The following is a 14,050-nucleotide window of genomic DNA, read 5'->3' on the forward strand; positions in this document are numbered from 1 at the left end:
TCTCCCACGGGCTTGCAAGCCCAAAGGTCATGCGGTCTCTCATCCGCCACCGCGACACGCACTACAGCGCCAAACGCGGGCCAAGGGAAGTTACAAAGGTCGCGGCAGCGGGATGAGGGGCAGCGCCGACCGATGAAGCTCGACAGCGGCGGGAGCGTTGCCCGCCCGCCCCTCATCCGCCTGCCGGCACCTTCTCCCCGCGGGCGGGGAGAAGGAAGATGTGGCAACGCGCGATCCTCCCCGCTTTGCAGGAAGGATGGCGGGGAAGTCATCGGAACGTACAAACGCCGCATCATGCGTCCCCCCTCGCCCTGCCACCCTTGCGGATGCGGATGATCGACAGGATCGCCAGCCCCGTCACCATGACGACGGCGATCTCGCCGAGCGTGTCCGTGCCGCGGAAATCGACGATGATGACGTTCACCACATTGGCGCCGTGGGCGATGGTCTTGGAATAGAGGTTGAAGAAATCGGTGAGCGCCGTGTCGAAGCGGCCCTGCGTGACCTTGAGGAGATAGAGCGCGAAGCCGAGGCCGCAGGCGATGGCGATGGCGGCGTCCGGGAGCTTTTCCCTCAGCGGCCGGTGGTCGCGCGGCGTCAGGTGCAGGCGCGTCATGACGAGGGCGAGGATGACGACGGAAAGCGTCTCGATCATGAACTGGGTGAAGGCAAGGTCCGGCGCGCCGAAGAGCAGGAAGAGCAGCGCGACGCAGAAACCCTGGATGCCGAGCGCGACGATGGCGGTGAGCCGGCTCTTCGCCGTCAGCACCGCGCCGATGCCGACGACGGCGAGCACGACGACCGCAAGCTCGTGGAACGGCATGCCGGCCGGCCAGACCGGCAGGCGCGGCCATTCGCCATAGACGGCGGGCGGCACGAGGAGCGCCAGCGCGACCGCCGCGAAGGTCGCTGTCATGTAGATTTCCATCCTTCCCGGCTGGGTGAGGCGCGTGACGAGCGACGCGCCGCGCACCAGCCCGGCCATCACCTGGTCGAAGCCCCTGTCCGGCCCCCAGCCGATATCCTCGACCAGCCGGTCCGCGGCGGCGCGAGCCTTGTCGAGCGACAGGAAGACGACGACGCCGAAGGCGACCGTGATGGCGGAGAGGAGAAGCGGCATGCCGAAATGCGGCACGGCCGAAATGGTGACGACTTCCGGCTTGCCGGCGACGGCTGAGGCGAGCGGCGAGGTCAGCAGCGCATGGGCGGTGGCGGAGAAGACGCCGATGGTCAGCCCCTTGATCGCCAGCAGCATCGGGCCGGCCCAGAGCAGCACGGGGCCTTCATGCGGCTTCTTCAGTGTTTCGACGGGCGCGCCGAGGAAGGGTTTCAGCGCCACGGCGAAGGCGACGGCGAACATCAAGCCGTTGCCGATGATGGCCGCCAACGTGAAGGCGATGGCGCGGAGATTGCCGCCGGAAAGCGCGACATAGATCTCCTCCTTGGCGAGGAAGCCGAAGAAGGGCGGCAGGCCGGCCATGGAGAGCGCGGCGATGAGCGCGGCGAGATAGGTGACGGGCATGGCGCGGGCGAGCCCGCGCAGTTTCGTGACGTCGCGCGTGCCGGTCTCGTGGTCGACGATGCCGGCGACCATGAAGAGCGCGCCCTTGAAGAGCGAATGGGCGACGAGATAGAGGGCGGCAGCCGCCGCCGCATATTCCGAGCCGAAGCCGGTCAGCAGCACCAGGAGGCCGAGCGAGGCGACCGTCGTATAGGCGAGCATCAGCTTGAGGTCGCTCTGGCGGATGGCGAGCACGCTGCCGACGAGCAGCGTCAGGCCGCCGAAGGCCGGCAGGATCGTCTCCCAGGCCAGCGTATCGCCGAGCACCGGGTTGAGTCGCATCAGGAGATAGATGCCGGCCTTCACCATGGTCGCCGAATGCAGGTAGGCGGAAACCGGCGTCGGCGCCTCCATGGCGTTCGGCAGCCAGAAATGGAACGGGAACTGCGCCGACTTGGTGAAGGCGCCGCCGAGAATGAGGAAGAACAGCGGCAGGTAGAAGGGGCTCGCCCGCACCTCATCGCCGAAGGACATCAGCAGCGAGAGCTGCGTGACGTCGGTGACGTCCCACAGGAGCAGCAGGCCGGCGAGCAGGAAGAGCCCGCCCCCGCCGGTGACGACCAGCGCCTGCAGCGCCGCGCGGCGCGCGGCCGCGCGCGTATGGTCGAAGCCGATCAGCAGGAAGGAGGTGATCGAGGTCAGCTCCCAGAAGACGAAGAGCATCAGGAAGCTGTCGGAGGCGACGAGCCCGAGCATCGAGCCCATGAACATCAGGATGAAGGAGAAGAACCGCCCCTGGTGCGGATGCCCCTTCAGGTAGCCGCCGGCATAGAGCACGATCAGCGTGCCGATCCCGGAGATCAGCAGCAGGAAGGCGAGCGACAGGCCGTCGATCAGCCAGGAGAAGCTGACATTGTAGGACGGCACCCAGGCATAGCCGCCGGTGACGATCTCACCATGCGAGACCTCCGCGTTGAAGCCGAGGAAGTGCAGGAAGACGGCGAGCGGGACGAGCGCCAGCGGCCAGGCGGCATTGTGGCCGAGAAGCCGCGTGAGGGCGGGCGCGACCAGCGCCCCGAGAAACGGCAGACAGAAGGCAACGAAGGTCAAGCCCATCGCATCCGGCGCCATGCCCTCTCCCATCCGCGGGCTTCGCCCGTCGTTATCCCTTCAAAACGGCCAGAACGTTGTTTCTACGTGGCTCGTCGCGAATTCGCCACCCCTCACCGGCAGGGACGCGGCGTTTTACCCAGCTTGCTCGTCCGGCGCGGCGGGGGTGCGAAGATCGAGGTCGGGAAAATAGGTGCGGTACCGCCCGACATCGCGGGTAATGAGGGTCAACCCCGCCACAGCCGCATGGGCGCCAATGAAAAAATCCGGCAGGACGCCCGTCCGGCTGCCGCCCGCCTTGCGGTAGGCGTGAAAGACCTTGCCCGCGAGGAAAAGCGCTTCGCGCGGGATGGGAAGGTGCTCGAGCGCCGCGGCGGCGATCATCGCGTCGAGATCGGCGATGTCGCGGTAGCGTACGGAAAGTTCCGCATAGACCACATCGTTGATGGCGAGAGGGCCGAGCAGCGCCGCCCCCTCCAGCGCGGCCACCGACCAGTCGGCGAAGACGGGATCGCCGGTTACCAGATCGAGCAGGACGTTGGTATCGACCAGGAACACGGGGGTCAGTCTTCGCCGCGGGTGAGCGCCATGATCTCGTCGGTCGTCAGGCCGGCGCCGGCATGACCGCGCAGATGCGCGAAGCGCCTTTCCGGCCGCGCCTTTCCGAGCGGAACGACGACGACGCTGCCATCCGCGGCGCGGCGGAACTCGACCTCGCTGCCGGGGCCGATGCCGAGAAAGTCGCGCACGCTCTTGGGGATCGTCACCTGTCCCTTGCTCGTCACCGTCGCGCCCATCGTAATACCTCGTCCTTCATCGGTATTACTTTAACATGCGGGACGCCGGATTGCGAGTTCGACATTCGCGCAGCCGCCAATTGTCTTGCCACAATCGCCGTCTTATCTATGGCTCAACAGGAGGACGCCATGAGCGACACGACGACGTTGAAGGTTCACAAGACCAAGGAAGAATGGCGGCAGGTTCTGACGCCGGAGCAGTTCCGCATCACGCGCGAGCACGGCACGGAGCGTGCCTTCTCCAGCCCCGACTTCGACCTTTCCAAGAAGGGCACCTATCGCTGCATCTGCTGCAACAGGCCGCTCTACCGGTCCGAGGCGAAGTACAATTCCGGCACGGGCTGGCCGAGCTTCTACCAGCCGATCGAGCCCGGCGCGGTCACCGACCATTCCGACTATTCCTACGGCATGACGCGCACGGAAATCCGCTGTTCGGACTGCGACGCCCATCTCGGCCACGTCTTCCCGGACGGCCCGCCGCCGACGGGCCTGCGCTACTGCATGAACGGCGTGGCGCTCAGCTTCGACGAGGACTAGAGCATTTCCAGCAAAAGTGCGAAGCGGTTTTGCGTTCGGGAAGGCGGCAAACAAAGAGTTAGAGCTTTTTCGCGATTCGGAGAAAAGCGGAAACGCTCTCATTCAGCGCGCCGGGACCTTCAGCTCCATGCAGGTCAGGTCCAGCCAGCGGCCGAACTTGATGCCGACCTCGCTGAAACGGCCGACGACGCGGAAGCCGAGCTTTTCATGAAGCCTGATCGAGGCTGTGTTCTCCGCCTCGATGCCGGCGATCATGACGTGGACGCCGTTGAAGCTCGCGCGGTCGATCAGCGCCTTCAGCAGGCGCTTGCCCGTGCCGGTGCCGCGCGAGTCCTTGTGCACGTAGACGGAGTGTTCCACGGTGTGGCGATAGCCGTCGAAGGCGCGCCAGTCGCCATAGGAGGCGTAGCCGATCACCTGCCGGCCGCGCAGCGCGACGAGGACCGGAAAGCCGCGCTCGCGGCGGGCGGAGAACCATGCCTTGCGGTTGTCGAGATCGACGACGGCCTCGTTCCAGATCGCGGTCGTGTTGGCGACGGCATCGTTGTAGATGTCCAGGATGCCGGGGAGATCGGCCTCCGCGGCGTCGCGTATCGTGATGTCCATGGTTCCCCCCTGCTTTGCCCATGGCATACAGGAGGAGCGGGAAAGCTGTCCAGTCTCGTCGACGGCAGGGCGAAAAAGCGCGGGGCCCGCGGCGCGGTGAAGGTCAGGTTGCGGAAACGACGCTGGTGACGACGGCCGAATAGTGGACGGCCGCGGCCGCGACGACGAAGGCGTGCCAGATGGCGTTCTGGAAGCGAAGGCGCTCCCAGACATGGAAGATGACGCCGACCGAATAGAGCAGCCCGCCGACGACGATCAGCGTCAGCGTGGTGATGGAAAGATGCGTCAGCAGCGGCCCGGCGGCGAAGACGCCGCTCCAGCCCATGGCGAGGTAGATGAGGATCGCCAGCTTGTCGAAGCGGCCGGGAAACAGGAATTTCAGCGCCACGCCCGCCGCCGCCATGAGCCAGATGAAGACGAGCATGCCGGCAAGGAACGGATCCTCGATGCCGCGCTGCAGGAAAGGCGTGTAGGTGGCGGCGATCAGCACGAAGATTGCCGAATGGTCGAAGCGGCGCAGGTGCCACTTCACCTTCGAGACCGGCCAGAGATTGTAGGCGAAGGAGGTGGCGAGCGCGAGCACGAGGCCGACGCCGTAGACCCAGGCGGCCGCAAGCTGCCCGCTCGTCGCCCAGACGGTGGCGTAGAAGATCAGCGCGGTGACGCCGACCAGCGCGAAGACCACGCCGACGCCGTGGACGACGCCGTCGGCGATCACCTCGTACCGGTCATAGTTCCACTTGACGCCCTTGATTTCCACGATGCCCTGCCTGCGATGACATATGGCACCATCGTCGCGCGTTCGCGCTTTGCAGGCAAGGGGTCGGGCGCCGCGCGGCCATCACGAATATTTGCCGCGCGAAACGGATTCCCGCCGTGGCATCACTGCTGCGCGATGCACTCCTCGCACAGCGCCGCATGGGGCACGGCGGCAAGGCGCGCGGGGGAGATGGGCTCGCCGCACTTGGCGCAGAGGCCGAAGGTGCCCGCGGCGATGCGGTCGAGGGCCGCGTCGATCGCCTCCAGTTCCTTGAGGCCGGTCGTGCCGAATTCCTCCAGCACCTCGTCGTTCTCGCGCTCGATGGCCCGGTCGCCGCTGTCGCCGCTCTTCAGCGTTTCGAGGTCCTTCTCGATCTTGTTGAGGCGGCCGTAGAGCTCGCGCTTGCGGTTGAGGAGAATGTCCTTGTAATGCGCCAGGTCCGTCACGATGCAGGCTCCCTTCGTTGCAACATGGAAGGAAAGTGGCATCGGCGGCGGCGGACGGCATTGATCGGAATCAAGTTCCGCACACGCATCGTCAACGCTGCATTGACGGTAAATCGCCGAAACACCATCTTCCGTGAACGATCCGCCTTCGCCATATTCCTTCTGACAGAACGGTTTCCGAGGGAAACCGGAAAGGGATCATACCATGACCGACCTCGACAGACGGACATTCCTCGGCGCAGCCGCCGCGGGCATCGCCGCCGGCGGGGCCGGCCCCCTTCGCGCGGAGACCGCAGCCATGACAGACAATACCAGCCACGCCGTCGACATGCCGGCCTTCGTCGACCATTCGCACCTCACGGTGATCGACCTGCCGACGGTCTCCTCCTTCTACCGGAAGGCCATGGGCCTTTCGGTGCTGGAGAGATCGGCCTCCGGCGAGACGCTCGGCGTCGGCGGCCGGCCGCTGCTGACGCTGACGACGGGCGGCAATGCCGCCCGTGCGCCGCGCAGCGCGCCGGGCCTGTTCCACACCGCCTTCCTCGTGCCGAACCGCCGGGAGCTCGGCCGGTGGCTCGCCCATGCCGCCCAAAACGGCGTGCAGCTCACCGGCGCCTCCGACCACCTCGTCAGCGAGGCGATCTATCTCGACGACCCGGAAGGCAACGGCATCGAGATCTATCGCGACCGCGAGCGTTCCGAATGGACCTATGCGCCCGACGGCACGGTGAAGATGGCGACGCACCGGCTCGACCTGCAGGCGCTCTACGACGAGGCGCCGAAGGAGGGCTGGACGGGGCAGGAGAACGGCACCGTCATCGGCCATATCCACCTGCAGGTCTCGGACATCCCGCAGGCCGACGCCTTCTTCCGCGACGTGCTCGGCCTCGACATCATGGCGCGCTATCCGGGTGCGAGCTTCTTCGCCACCGGCAAGTACCACCACCATGTCGCGGCGAATGTCTGGAACTCGCGCGGCCAGCCGAAGCGCCAGGACGGCATGAGCGGCCTCTCGGATTATACGATCCGCTTCAACGACCCGGCAAAGCTGGAGGCCGCGGTCAAGGCGCTCGACGCGCAGGCAATCGCGACCACGCGCTCGGGCGACACGGTCTCGCTCGTCGATCCCTGGGGCATCGGCCTCAGGCTCTCGGCCTGAGGGGCGGCGCGGCTCAATCGTAGAGGTAGTGGGCCGCCCAGTCCTCGTGGGGCACCTGGTCGCCGATCTGGAACTTGAAGGCGTTGACCTCCAGGCGGTCGGAGCTCGTCTCGCACTTGTAGGACAGGCGGTACCATTCGCCCTTGCTGCGGAACACCGCGCCCTTCGTCTTGAAGGTCGTGCCGTCGAGCTTGGGATCGCCGAAAGCGTAGGCGATCACCTTGTCGGGGCGGAAGCCGCCCTTGGCGCTGATCTCGTCCATCGCCTCGATGTCGCAGCGCTGCTCCAGCCGCTCCTCCGGCGTCAGCTTCTCGAGCTGGCCGCGCACGCGCGCATCGATGGCCATCGCGGGCGATGCGCAAAGCGATAGGAACGAAAGGGCGCAAAGGGCGGCCAGGAGCCCGGTTGCCTGCGGTTTCACACTCTGCCTCCTCTTCCTGTTCTTGCCGTCATGGCTGACTTGACAGTCGGGGTTAACGCGCAATATGTCGATTTGACGACAGGCCGCAACCCACCCACGGTTTCATGAGACATCGCTGGAACTTCCTGCCGGGGAGCGCGTTTCTGGCGCGAACCGGGGGATGCGCCATGCACGACATGTCAGGAAAACCGGCCGAGCGCCGCCTCTTGCAGGGCAGCCTCGACCTCGAGAAGGACCTTGCGCAGGGCAAGCCGCGCCGCTACGGCCTCGACATCGCCGCCGCCTGGGCGGCCATCGGGATCTTCCTCATCATGGCCATGGGCGTCGTCTACCTGATGGCGCCGATCCTCATTCCGCTGTGCCTTGCGGTCGTCACCGGCCTCATCTTCGGCGTGGCGGCGGAGAAGCTCACCGACCTCGGCATTCCGCCGCTGCCGACCGCGCTGCTTCTCGCCGGCCTCTTCGGCCTCGGCGTCTTCCTCGTCGCGGGCATGCTGGCCGATCCGATCGCCCAGCTCGCCACCAATGCGCCGGACCTCGTGCGCGGCGCCTACGACCGCATCACGCCGCTCTTCTCGCGCTTCGGCTGGCTGAACATCAGCCCGGAGACCCTCGGGGCCGGCCAGATGTCGATGGAAAAGGTGCTGGAGAACACCGGCAGCATCCTGTCCATCCTCTCGGCGAGCCTCACGCCGGCGCTCCTGCAGGGCATGATCTTCTTTGCCGCGCTGGTGCTTTTCCTGTCGGCGCGGCTGAAGCTGCGCCAGATGATCATCATGGCCTTTCCGCGCCGCGGCCAGCGGCTGACGACCATCCGCATCATGAACGCCATCGACAGCGCGCTCGGCTATTATTTCGCGACCGCCTCGCTGGTCTATGCCGCGCTCGGCGTCGTCACCGGGCTCATCACCTGGGGCGGCGGGCTCGCCATGCCGGCGCTCTGGGGGCTCTTCGCCTTCATCTCCAGCTTCGTGCCGTTCCTCGGCGTCACGCTGATGACGATCTCGCTCGCCACCGCCGGGCTCCTGACGCACGATACCGTGCTGATGGGCCTGCTGCCGGCGCTCTGCTTCTTCCTCGTCCACCTCGCCATGGAAAACCTCATCATGCCGGCGGTGATGGGCAAGCGGCTGGAGGTCAACGCCTTCATCATCTTCACCGCCATCATCTTCTGGACCTGGATGTGGGGCGCGGCCGGCGCCATGCTGGCGCTTCCCCTTTCCATCATCGGCATGACCATCGCCGACGAGCTGCGCCCCGCCAAGCGCAAGGCCCGCCGCAGCCTGCCGGGCTGAAACCCGGCCATCCGACATGCCCGGACGGAACCTTGCCGCTTGATGCGGCGGGCGGGGGTCTCTATCTGTTCGATCCGAACGCCTTTCCCGCCGTCCCGATTTGCCGGAGTGAGATCTTGTCCGTCTTCAAAAACCTGCCCGCCGCCCCCGTCGCCGCCAAGAAGCCGGTCTCCGATACCCGCCACGGCATCACCCGCACCGACGACTATGCCTGGTTCCGCGACGAGAACTGGCAGGCGATGTTCAAGGATCCCTCCATCCTCCAGCCGGAAATCCGCGCCCATCTGGAGGCCGAGAACGCCTACATGGCCGCCGCGATGGCCGATACCGAGACATTGCAGAAGACGCTCTTTGCCGAGATGCGCGGGCGCATCAAGGAGGACGACAGCTCCGTTCCGGTCAAGGACGGCCCCTTCGCCTATGGCACGTCCTTCGTCACCGGCGGCGAGCAGCCGCGCTATTTCCGCGAGCCGCGCGAGGGGGGGACACGCACCGTCCTGCTCGACGGCGACAAGGAGGCGGAAGGCAAGGACTATTTCCGCCTTTCCGGCATCGACCATTCCACCGACCATTCGCTCGGCATCTGGGGCTATGACGACAAGGGCTCGGAATATTTCACGCTGAAGGTGCGCGACCTTGCGAGCGGCGAGGACCGCACCGACCGGATCGTCAATTCCGGCGGCGGCGGGGTCTGGGCGCCCGATGCGAAGAGCTTCTTCTACACCGCGCTCGACGAGAACCACCGCCCCTCGAAGATCTACCATCACATCCTCGGCGAGCGGCAGGAGAACGACCGGCTGGTCTACGAGGAGAAGGACGCGGGCTTCTTCATGTCGGTCGGCGGCTCGCTGCTCGACGACTTCATCTATATCGACATCCACGACCACGAGACGAGCGAATACCGCCTCCTCTCGACCAGGGACCTGACGGCCAATCCGGTCGTCGTCGCCCCGCGCCGCACGGGCCTCGAATATTCGATGACGGAGGGCGGCGACGTCTTCTACATCCTCACCAATGCCGACGGGGCGAAGGACTTCAAGATCATGCAGACGCCGGTGACGGCGCCCGGCCGGGAGAACTGGACGGAGGTCGTGCCGCACCGCCCCGGCACGCTGATCCTCAGCCACATGGCCTTTGCCCGCCACCTCGTCTGGCTGGAGCGCCACGAGGGCCTGCCGCGCATCGTGGTGCGCGAGCGCGAGAGCGGCGAGGAGCACGCCATCGCCTTCGCCGAGGAAGCCTATTCGCTCGGCCTTTCGGGCGCGGCGGAATACGACACCGACGTCATCCGCTTCTCCTATTCCTCGATGACGACGCCCTCGCAGCTCTTCGACTACGACATGGCGACGCGCGAGCGCAGGCTGCTGAAGACGCAGGAAGTGCCCTCGGGCCACAACCCGGACGACTACGTCACCCGCCGCGTCTTCGCCCCGGCATGGGACGGCGAGAGCGTGCCCGTCACCCTGCTCTACCGCAAGGACACGCCCCTCGACGGCTCCGCCCCGTGCCTGCTCTACGGCTACGGCGCCTACGGCATCACCATCCCGGCGTCCTTCAACACCAATTGCCTGTCGCTGGTCGACCGCGGCTTCGTCTATGCCATCGCCCATATCCGCGGCGGCAAGGACAAGGGCTTTGCCTGGTACGAAGATGGCAAGATGGACAAGAAGACCAATACGTTCAAGGACTTCATCGCCGCGGCGGACTATCTGAATCAGGAGAAGTTCACGTCCTACGCGAACATCGTCGCCGAAGGGGGTTCCGCCGGCGGCATGCTGATGGGCGCCATCGCCAACATGGCGCCGGAAAAGTTCGGCGGCATCATCGCCGCCGTGCCCTTCGTCGACGTGCTCAACACCATGCTCGACGACACGCTGCCGCTCACCCCGCCGGAATGGCCGGAATGGGGCAACCCGATCGAGAGCAAGGACTTCTACCAGCTCATGGCGAGCTATTCGCCCTATGACAATGTCGGGCAAAAGCCCTACCCCGCCATTCTCGCCCTTTCCGGCCTCACCGATCCGCGCGTGACCTACTGGGAGCCGACGAAATGGGTGGCGCGCCTGCGCGAGAAGACGAGCGGCTCCGAGCCGATCCTCCTCAAGACCAATATGGGCGCCGGCCATGGCGGCGCTTCCGGGCGCTTCCAGCGGCTGGAGGAGATCGCGTTCGAATATGCCTTCGCCATCAAGGTGGCGGGAAAGATGTAGGATCGCCCCGCCCCGGGCGCGCAATTCCATCGCCGGTTGTTTTGCAGGACTGCCGGAAAAGGTTTCGTTAAGCGCGCGCCGCTACCCTTGCGCGCGAAACGAGGGGAAGGGCCATGACCATTCAGAGGATCGACGTGACCGGCGGCAGCGGCGTGGAGCATCGCGTGCTCCGCGACCTTGCCGCGATGGAGGACGTCGCCGACGCATGGCGCGCGCTCGATGCCCGCGCGGCCGACCCCCTCACCTATTTCCAGAGCTTCGACTGGTGCCACCGCTGGATCGCGACCTATGGCGGCCCGCATTGCCGGCCGGAGATCCATACGCTGTGGCAGGGCGGGCGCCTCGTCGCCGTCTGGCCGCTGATGCTGTCCGGCGGCAGGCTCAAGCGCCTCGAACCGCTCAGCACGCCGCATTGCCAATATGCCAACATGCTGGTCGATCCCGCCCTTGGCCAGCCGCTCGCCCGGCGCCTGATCGCCGATCTTGCGGGAGCGGGCTTCGATCTCGCGCTGATCGAGGGCGTGCCGGAAGGCTCCGCGCTCGCCGCGCTCTTCGGCAACACCGCGCCGCTTGCCGCCCGCCGCAACACGGCCTCCATGCTGGACCTTACGGCCTTCGCCTCGCCGGACAGCTACCTGCAACGGCTCAGCAAGACGCAGCGGCGCAACCGCAACCGGCGGCGCAACGCGCTGGCGCGGCATGGCGAACTCTCCTTCGAGGTGCTGTTCCCCGGCGACAAGGGCTTCGAGGAGGCCATCGCCCTCTTCCTGCGCCACAAGCGCCACTGGCTGCGGGAGACGGCGCGGCGCGGCCATGCCATCGCCTCGGCGGATTTCGACCGCTTCCTCGGCGCGCTGCCCGGCGACCGGGACGCGCTGTCCGGCGCCTGCTTCTTCCTGCTCAAGGCGGGCGATCGCATGGCGGCCGGCGAGCTCGGCTTCCTGCACCACGGCCATTACTACGCCTATCTCGGCGCCTTCGACTGGGAGCTGCGCGACGCCTCGCCCGGCAAGACGCAGATGGACATGACGGTCTGCTGGCTGATCGGCGAGGGCGTGAAGACCTACGACCTGCTCGGCCACCCGACCGACTACAAGGAAAGCTGGAGCAACCGCACGACGGTGCTGGAGACCTATGCGCTGCCGGCGAACCTTGCCGGCAAGGCCTATATCGACCTGTGGACCGTCCGCCTGCGCCCCGGCCTCCAGAAGCTCTATCGCAGCCTGCCGCACCAGCTTCGCCGCCTCGCGCAGTTCGGTCAGAGCTTCGGGCTTTTCCTGATGATCGCCTGACAAGCCTTCCGTTCCGGCCTGCAAGACCCTATCTGTGAGGAAAGGCAGCAAGGGACGGACGATCATGAGCGGTGCGACGACGGCAGCGGCGGACAAGGCCCGCCCCATTCCCTTCGACAACAGCTATGCGCGGCTGCCGGATGCCTTCTTCGCGCCGGTCGATCCGACGCCGGTGGCGGCGCCGCGGCTGATCCGCTTCAACCGGGCGCTTGCCGAAGAGCTCGGGCTCGACGCCGATGCGCTGGAGCGGCACGGCGCGGCCTATTTCTCCGGGAACCTTCCCCTGCCGGGCGCCCTGCCGCTCGCCATGGCCTATGCCGGCCACCAGTTCGGCCAGTTCGTGCCGCAGCTCGGCGACGGGCGGGCGATCCTGCTCGGCGAGGTGATCGACCGCGCCGGCAGGCGCCGCGACATCCAGCTCAAGGGCGCCGGCCAGACGCCCTATTCGCGGAGCGGCGACGGGCGGGCGGCGCTCGGGCCGGTGCTGCGCGAATATATCATCAGCGAGGCGATGCATGCGCTCGGCGTGCCGACGACGCGGGCGCTCGCGGCCGTCGCCACCGGCCAGCCGGTCTATCGCGACCGGGTGCTGCCGGGCGCGGTCTTCACCCGCGTCGCCTCCAGCCATATCCGCGTCGGCACCTTCCAGTTCTTCGCCGCGCGCGGCGATACGGAGAACGTGCGCGTGCTGGCGGACCATGTCATCGACCGGCACTACCCTGAGCTGAAGGGCGCGGAAAAGCCCTGGCTCGCGCTGCTCGACGCGGTGGCCGAGCGGCAGGCGGCGCTGATCGCCAGCTGGCTCGGCGTCGGCTTCATCCATGGCGTGATGAACACGGACAACATGACGATCTCCGGCGAGACCATCGATTTCGGGCCCTGCGCCTTCATGGACCGCTACGATCCGCGCACCGTCTATTCCTCCATCGACCATGGCGGGCGCTATGCCTTCGGCAACCAGCCGATGATCGGCCAGTGGAACATCGCCCGGCTCGCCGAGGCGCTGCTCGCCCTCCTCGACGAGGACCAGGACAAGGCGGTGGAGGCGGCGAACGCCGCCGTGGCGCGTTTCATGGAACGCTTCCAGGCGCACTGGAAAGGTGTCATCCGCGCCAAGATCGGCCTCGGCGACCATGAGGAGGAAGGCGACCAGGCGCTGATCCGCGACCTGCTCATCCTGCTTTACGAGCAGAAGGCCGATTATACGCTGGCCTTCCGCCGGCTGGCGGATGCTGCAGAAGCCCCCTCCCCGACCCCTCCCCGCAAGGCGGAGGGGCTTGACCCGCCGCCCCGTTCGCCTCCGGTTCCGAACGATGCGCAAGCCGCCTCGTTCTCTCCCCTTGCGGGGGAGATGCCGGCCGACGGAGGGGGGCTTGCGGGCCTCATGGAAGACCCCGGAGCGCTCACGCCCTGGCTTGCCGCCTGGCGCGCGCGGCTGGCGCGGGAGGCGACGTCCCCGCAGGCGCGGGCGGCCGCGATGCGCCGGGTCAATCCCACCTTCATCCCGCGCAACCACAAGGTCGAGGAAGCGCTTTCGGCGGCGGTCGACCATGGCGACTTCTCGCTGTTCGAAGCGCTGAACGACGTGCTCGCCCGCCCCTACGAGGACCAGCCGGCCTTTTCCGCCTACGCGCAGCCGCCGGAGCCGGGCGAGGAAGTGACCGCGACCTTCTGCGGGACGTAACGGCAAGAGAAACGGGCCGCCCGCCTCCCGGGCCTGCCCCGGCCTGCCGGCCGCAAGCACGGCGTCGGGAAAGATGCCGCACCGTTTTCCCCATCCGCGACGCTGCCCCATTCCCTTTGTAACTTCCCTTGGCCCGCGTTTGGCGCTGTAGTGCGTGTCGCGGTGGCGGATGAGAGACCGCATGACCTTTGGGCTTGCAAGCCCGTGGGAGAGCTCGGGTCATCATCCGCCG

13 protein-coding genes are annotated in these 14,050 nt (G+C 66.8%); 6 read left to right on the top strand and 7 right to left on the bottom strand.

Features of this window, described 5'->3' with window-relative positions:
• Positions 1–292: 292 nt before the first annotated feature.
• The 3 genes from L0976_RS28020 to L0976_RS28030 form a co-directional block, all read right to left on the bottom strand.
• A complete protein-coding gene (locus L0976_RS28020; protein ID WP_234190601.1) occupies positions 293–2,632 on the bottom strand; it encodes a putative monovalent cation/H+ antiporter subunit A in 2,340 nt (779 codons plus the stop codon).
• Positions 2,633–2,746: 114 nt separating this feature from the next.
• Complete coding sequence (locus L0976_RS28025) at positions 2,747–3,169, bottom strand: type II toxin-antitoxin system VapC family toxin (RefSeq protein WP_234190604.1); 423 nt, start codon at positions 3,167–3,169, stop codon at positions 2,747–2,749.
• Between the two features lie 5 nt (positions 3,170–3,174).
• Positions 3,175–3,408: an AbrB/MazE/SpoVT family DNA-binding domain-containing protein gene (locus L0976_RS28030; RefSeq protein ID WP_234190613.1), complete on the bottom strand. Its 234-nt coding sequence runs from the start codon at positions 3,406–3,408 to the stop codon at positions 3,175–3,177.
• A 129-nt stretch (positions 3,409–3,537) separates the two neighbouring features.
• Between L0976_RS28030 and msrB the strand changes: the two genes are divergently transcribed.
• The gene (gene msrB / locus L0976_RS28035; protein WP_203318243.1) at positions 3,538–3,945 is read left to right on the top strand and encodes a peptide-methionine (R)-S-oxide reductase MsrB; all 408 of its coding nucleotides are present in this window, start codon (positions 3,538–3,540) and stop codon (positions 3,943–3,945) included.
• Positions 3,946–4,047: 102 nt separating this feature from the next.
• On the opposite strand, the gene L0976_RS28040 is transcribed toward msrB, so the two are convergent.
• From L0976_RS28040 to L0976_RS28050, 3 genes are all read right to left on the bottom strand, one after another.
• Positions 4,048–4,551 (bottom strand): GNAT family N-acetyltransferase, encoded by a 504-nt coding sequence (locus L0976_RS28040; protein WP_234190615.1) that lies wholly within the window; start codon positions 4,549–4,551, stop codon positions 4,048–4,050.
• 103 nt (positions 4,552–4,654) lie between these two features.
• The gene (locus L0976_RS28045; protein ID WP_234190616.1) at positions 4,655–5,311 is read right to left on the bottom strand and encodes a hemolysin III family protein; all 657 of its coding nucleotides are present in this window, start codon (positions 5,309–5,311) and stop codon (positions 4,655–4,657) included.
• Positions 5,312–5,433: 122 nt separating this feature from the next.
• Positions 5,434–5,757, bottom strand: coding sequence for a TraR/DksA C4-type zinc finger protein (locus L0976_RS28050; protein ID WP_233290721.1), 324 nt, complete (start codon positions 5,755–5,757; stop codon positions 5,434–5,436).
• 298 nt (positions 5,758–6,055) lie between these two features.
• Here L0976_RS28050 and L0976_RS28055 point away from each other — a divergent pair, with 298 nt between their 5' ends.
• On the top strand, positions 6,056–6,916 hold the full coding sequence (locus L0976_RS28055; RefSeq protein ID WP_234190625.1) for a VOC family protein: 861 nt from the start codon (positions 6,056–6,058) through the stop codon (positions 6,914–6,916).
• A gap of 13 nt (positions 6,917–6,929) precedes the next feature.
• Here L0976_RS28055 and L0976_RS28060 read toward each other — a convergent pair whose 3' ends face one another.
• Entirely contained in the window at positions 6,930–7,262 is a 333-nt protein-coding gene (locus tag L0976_RS28060) for a DUF930 domain-containing protein (RefSeq protein WP_203319688.1), read from the bottom strand.
• 242 nt (positions 7,263–7,504) lie between these two features.
• Between L0976_RS28060 and L0976_RS28065 the strand changes: the two genes are divergently transcribed.
• From L0976_RS28065 to L0976_RS28080, 4 genes are all read left to right on the top strand, one after another.
• Positions 7,505–8,632, top strand: a complete 1,128-nt coding sequence (locus L0976_RS28065; protein WP_233290720.1) for an AI-2E family transporter — start codon at positions 7,505–7,507, stop codon at positions 8,630–8,632.
• A gap of 116 nt (positions 8,633–8,748) precedes the next feature.
• Positions 8,749–10,842 carry a S9 family peptidase gene (locus tag L0976_RS28070; RefSeq protein WP_234190618.1) on the top strand — a complete coding sequence of 698 codons (2,094 nt, stop codon included), beginning with the start codon at positions 8,749–8,751 and terminating at the stop codon, positions 10,840–10,842.
• Between the two features lie 113 nt (positions 10,843–10,955).
• The gene (locus L0976_RS28075; RefSeq protein WP_234190620.1) at positions 10,956–12,134 is read left to right on the top strand and encodes a GNAT family N-acetyltransferase; all 1,179 of its coding nucleotides are present in this window, start codon (positions 10,956–10,958) and stop codon (positions 12,132–12,134) included.
• Between the two features lie 64 nt (positions 12,135–12,198).
• Positions 12,199–13,818, top strand: a complete 1,620-nt coding sequence (locus tag L0976_RS28080) for a YdiU family protein (protein WP_234190623.1) — start codon at positions 12,199–12,201, stop codon at positions 13,816–13,818.
• Positions 13,819–14,050 lie beyond the last annotated feature (232 nt).

Source organism: Shinella sp. NM-101 (assembly GCF_021401195.1).
Lineage (GTDB): Bacteria > Pseudomonadota > Alphaproteobacteria > Rhizobiales > Rhizobiaceae > Shinella.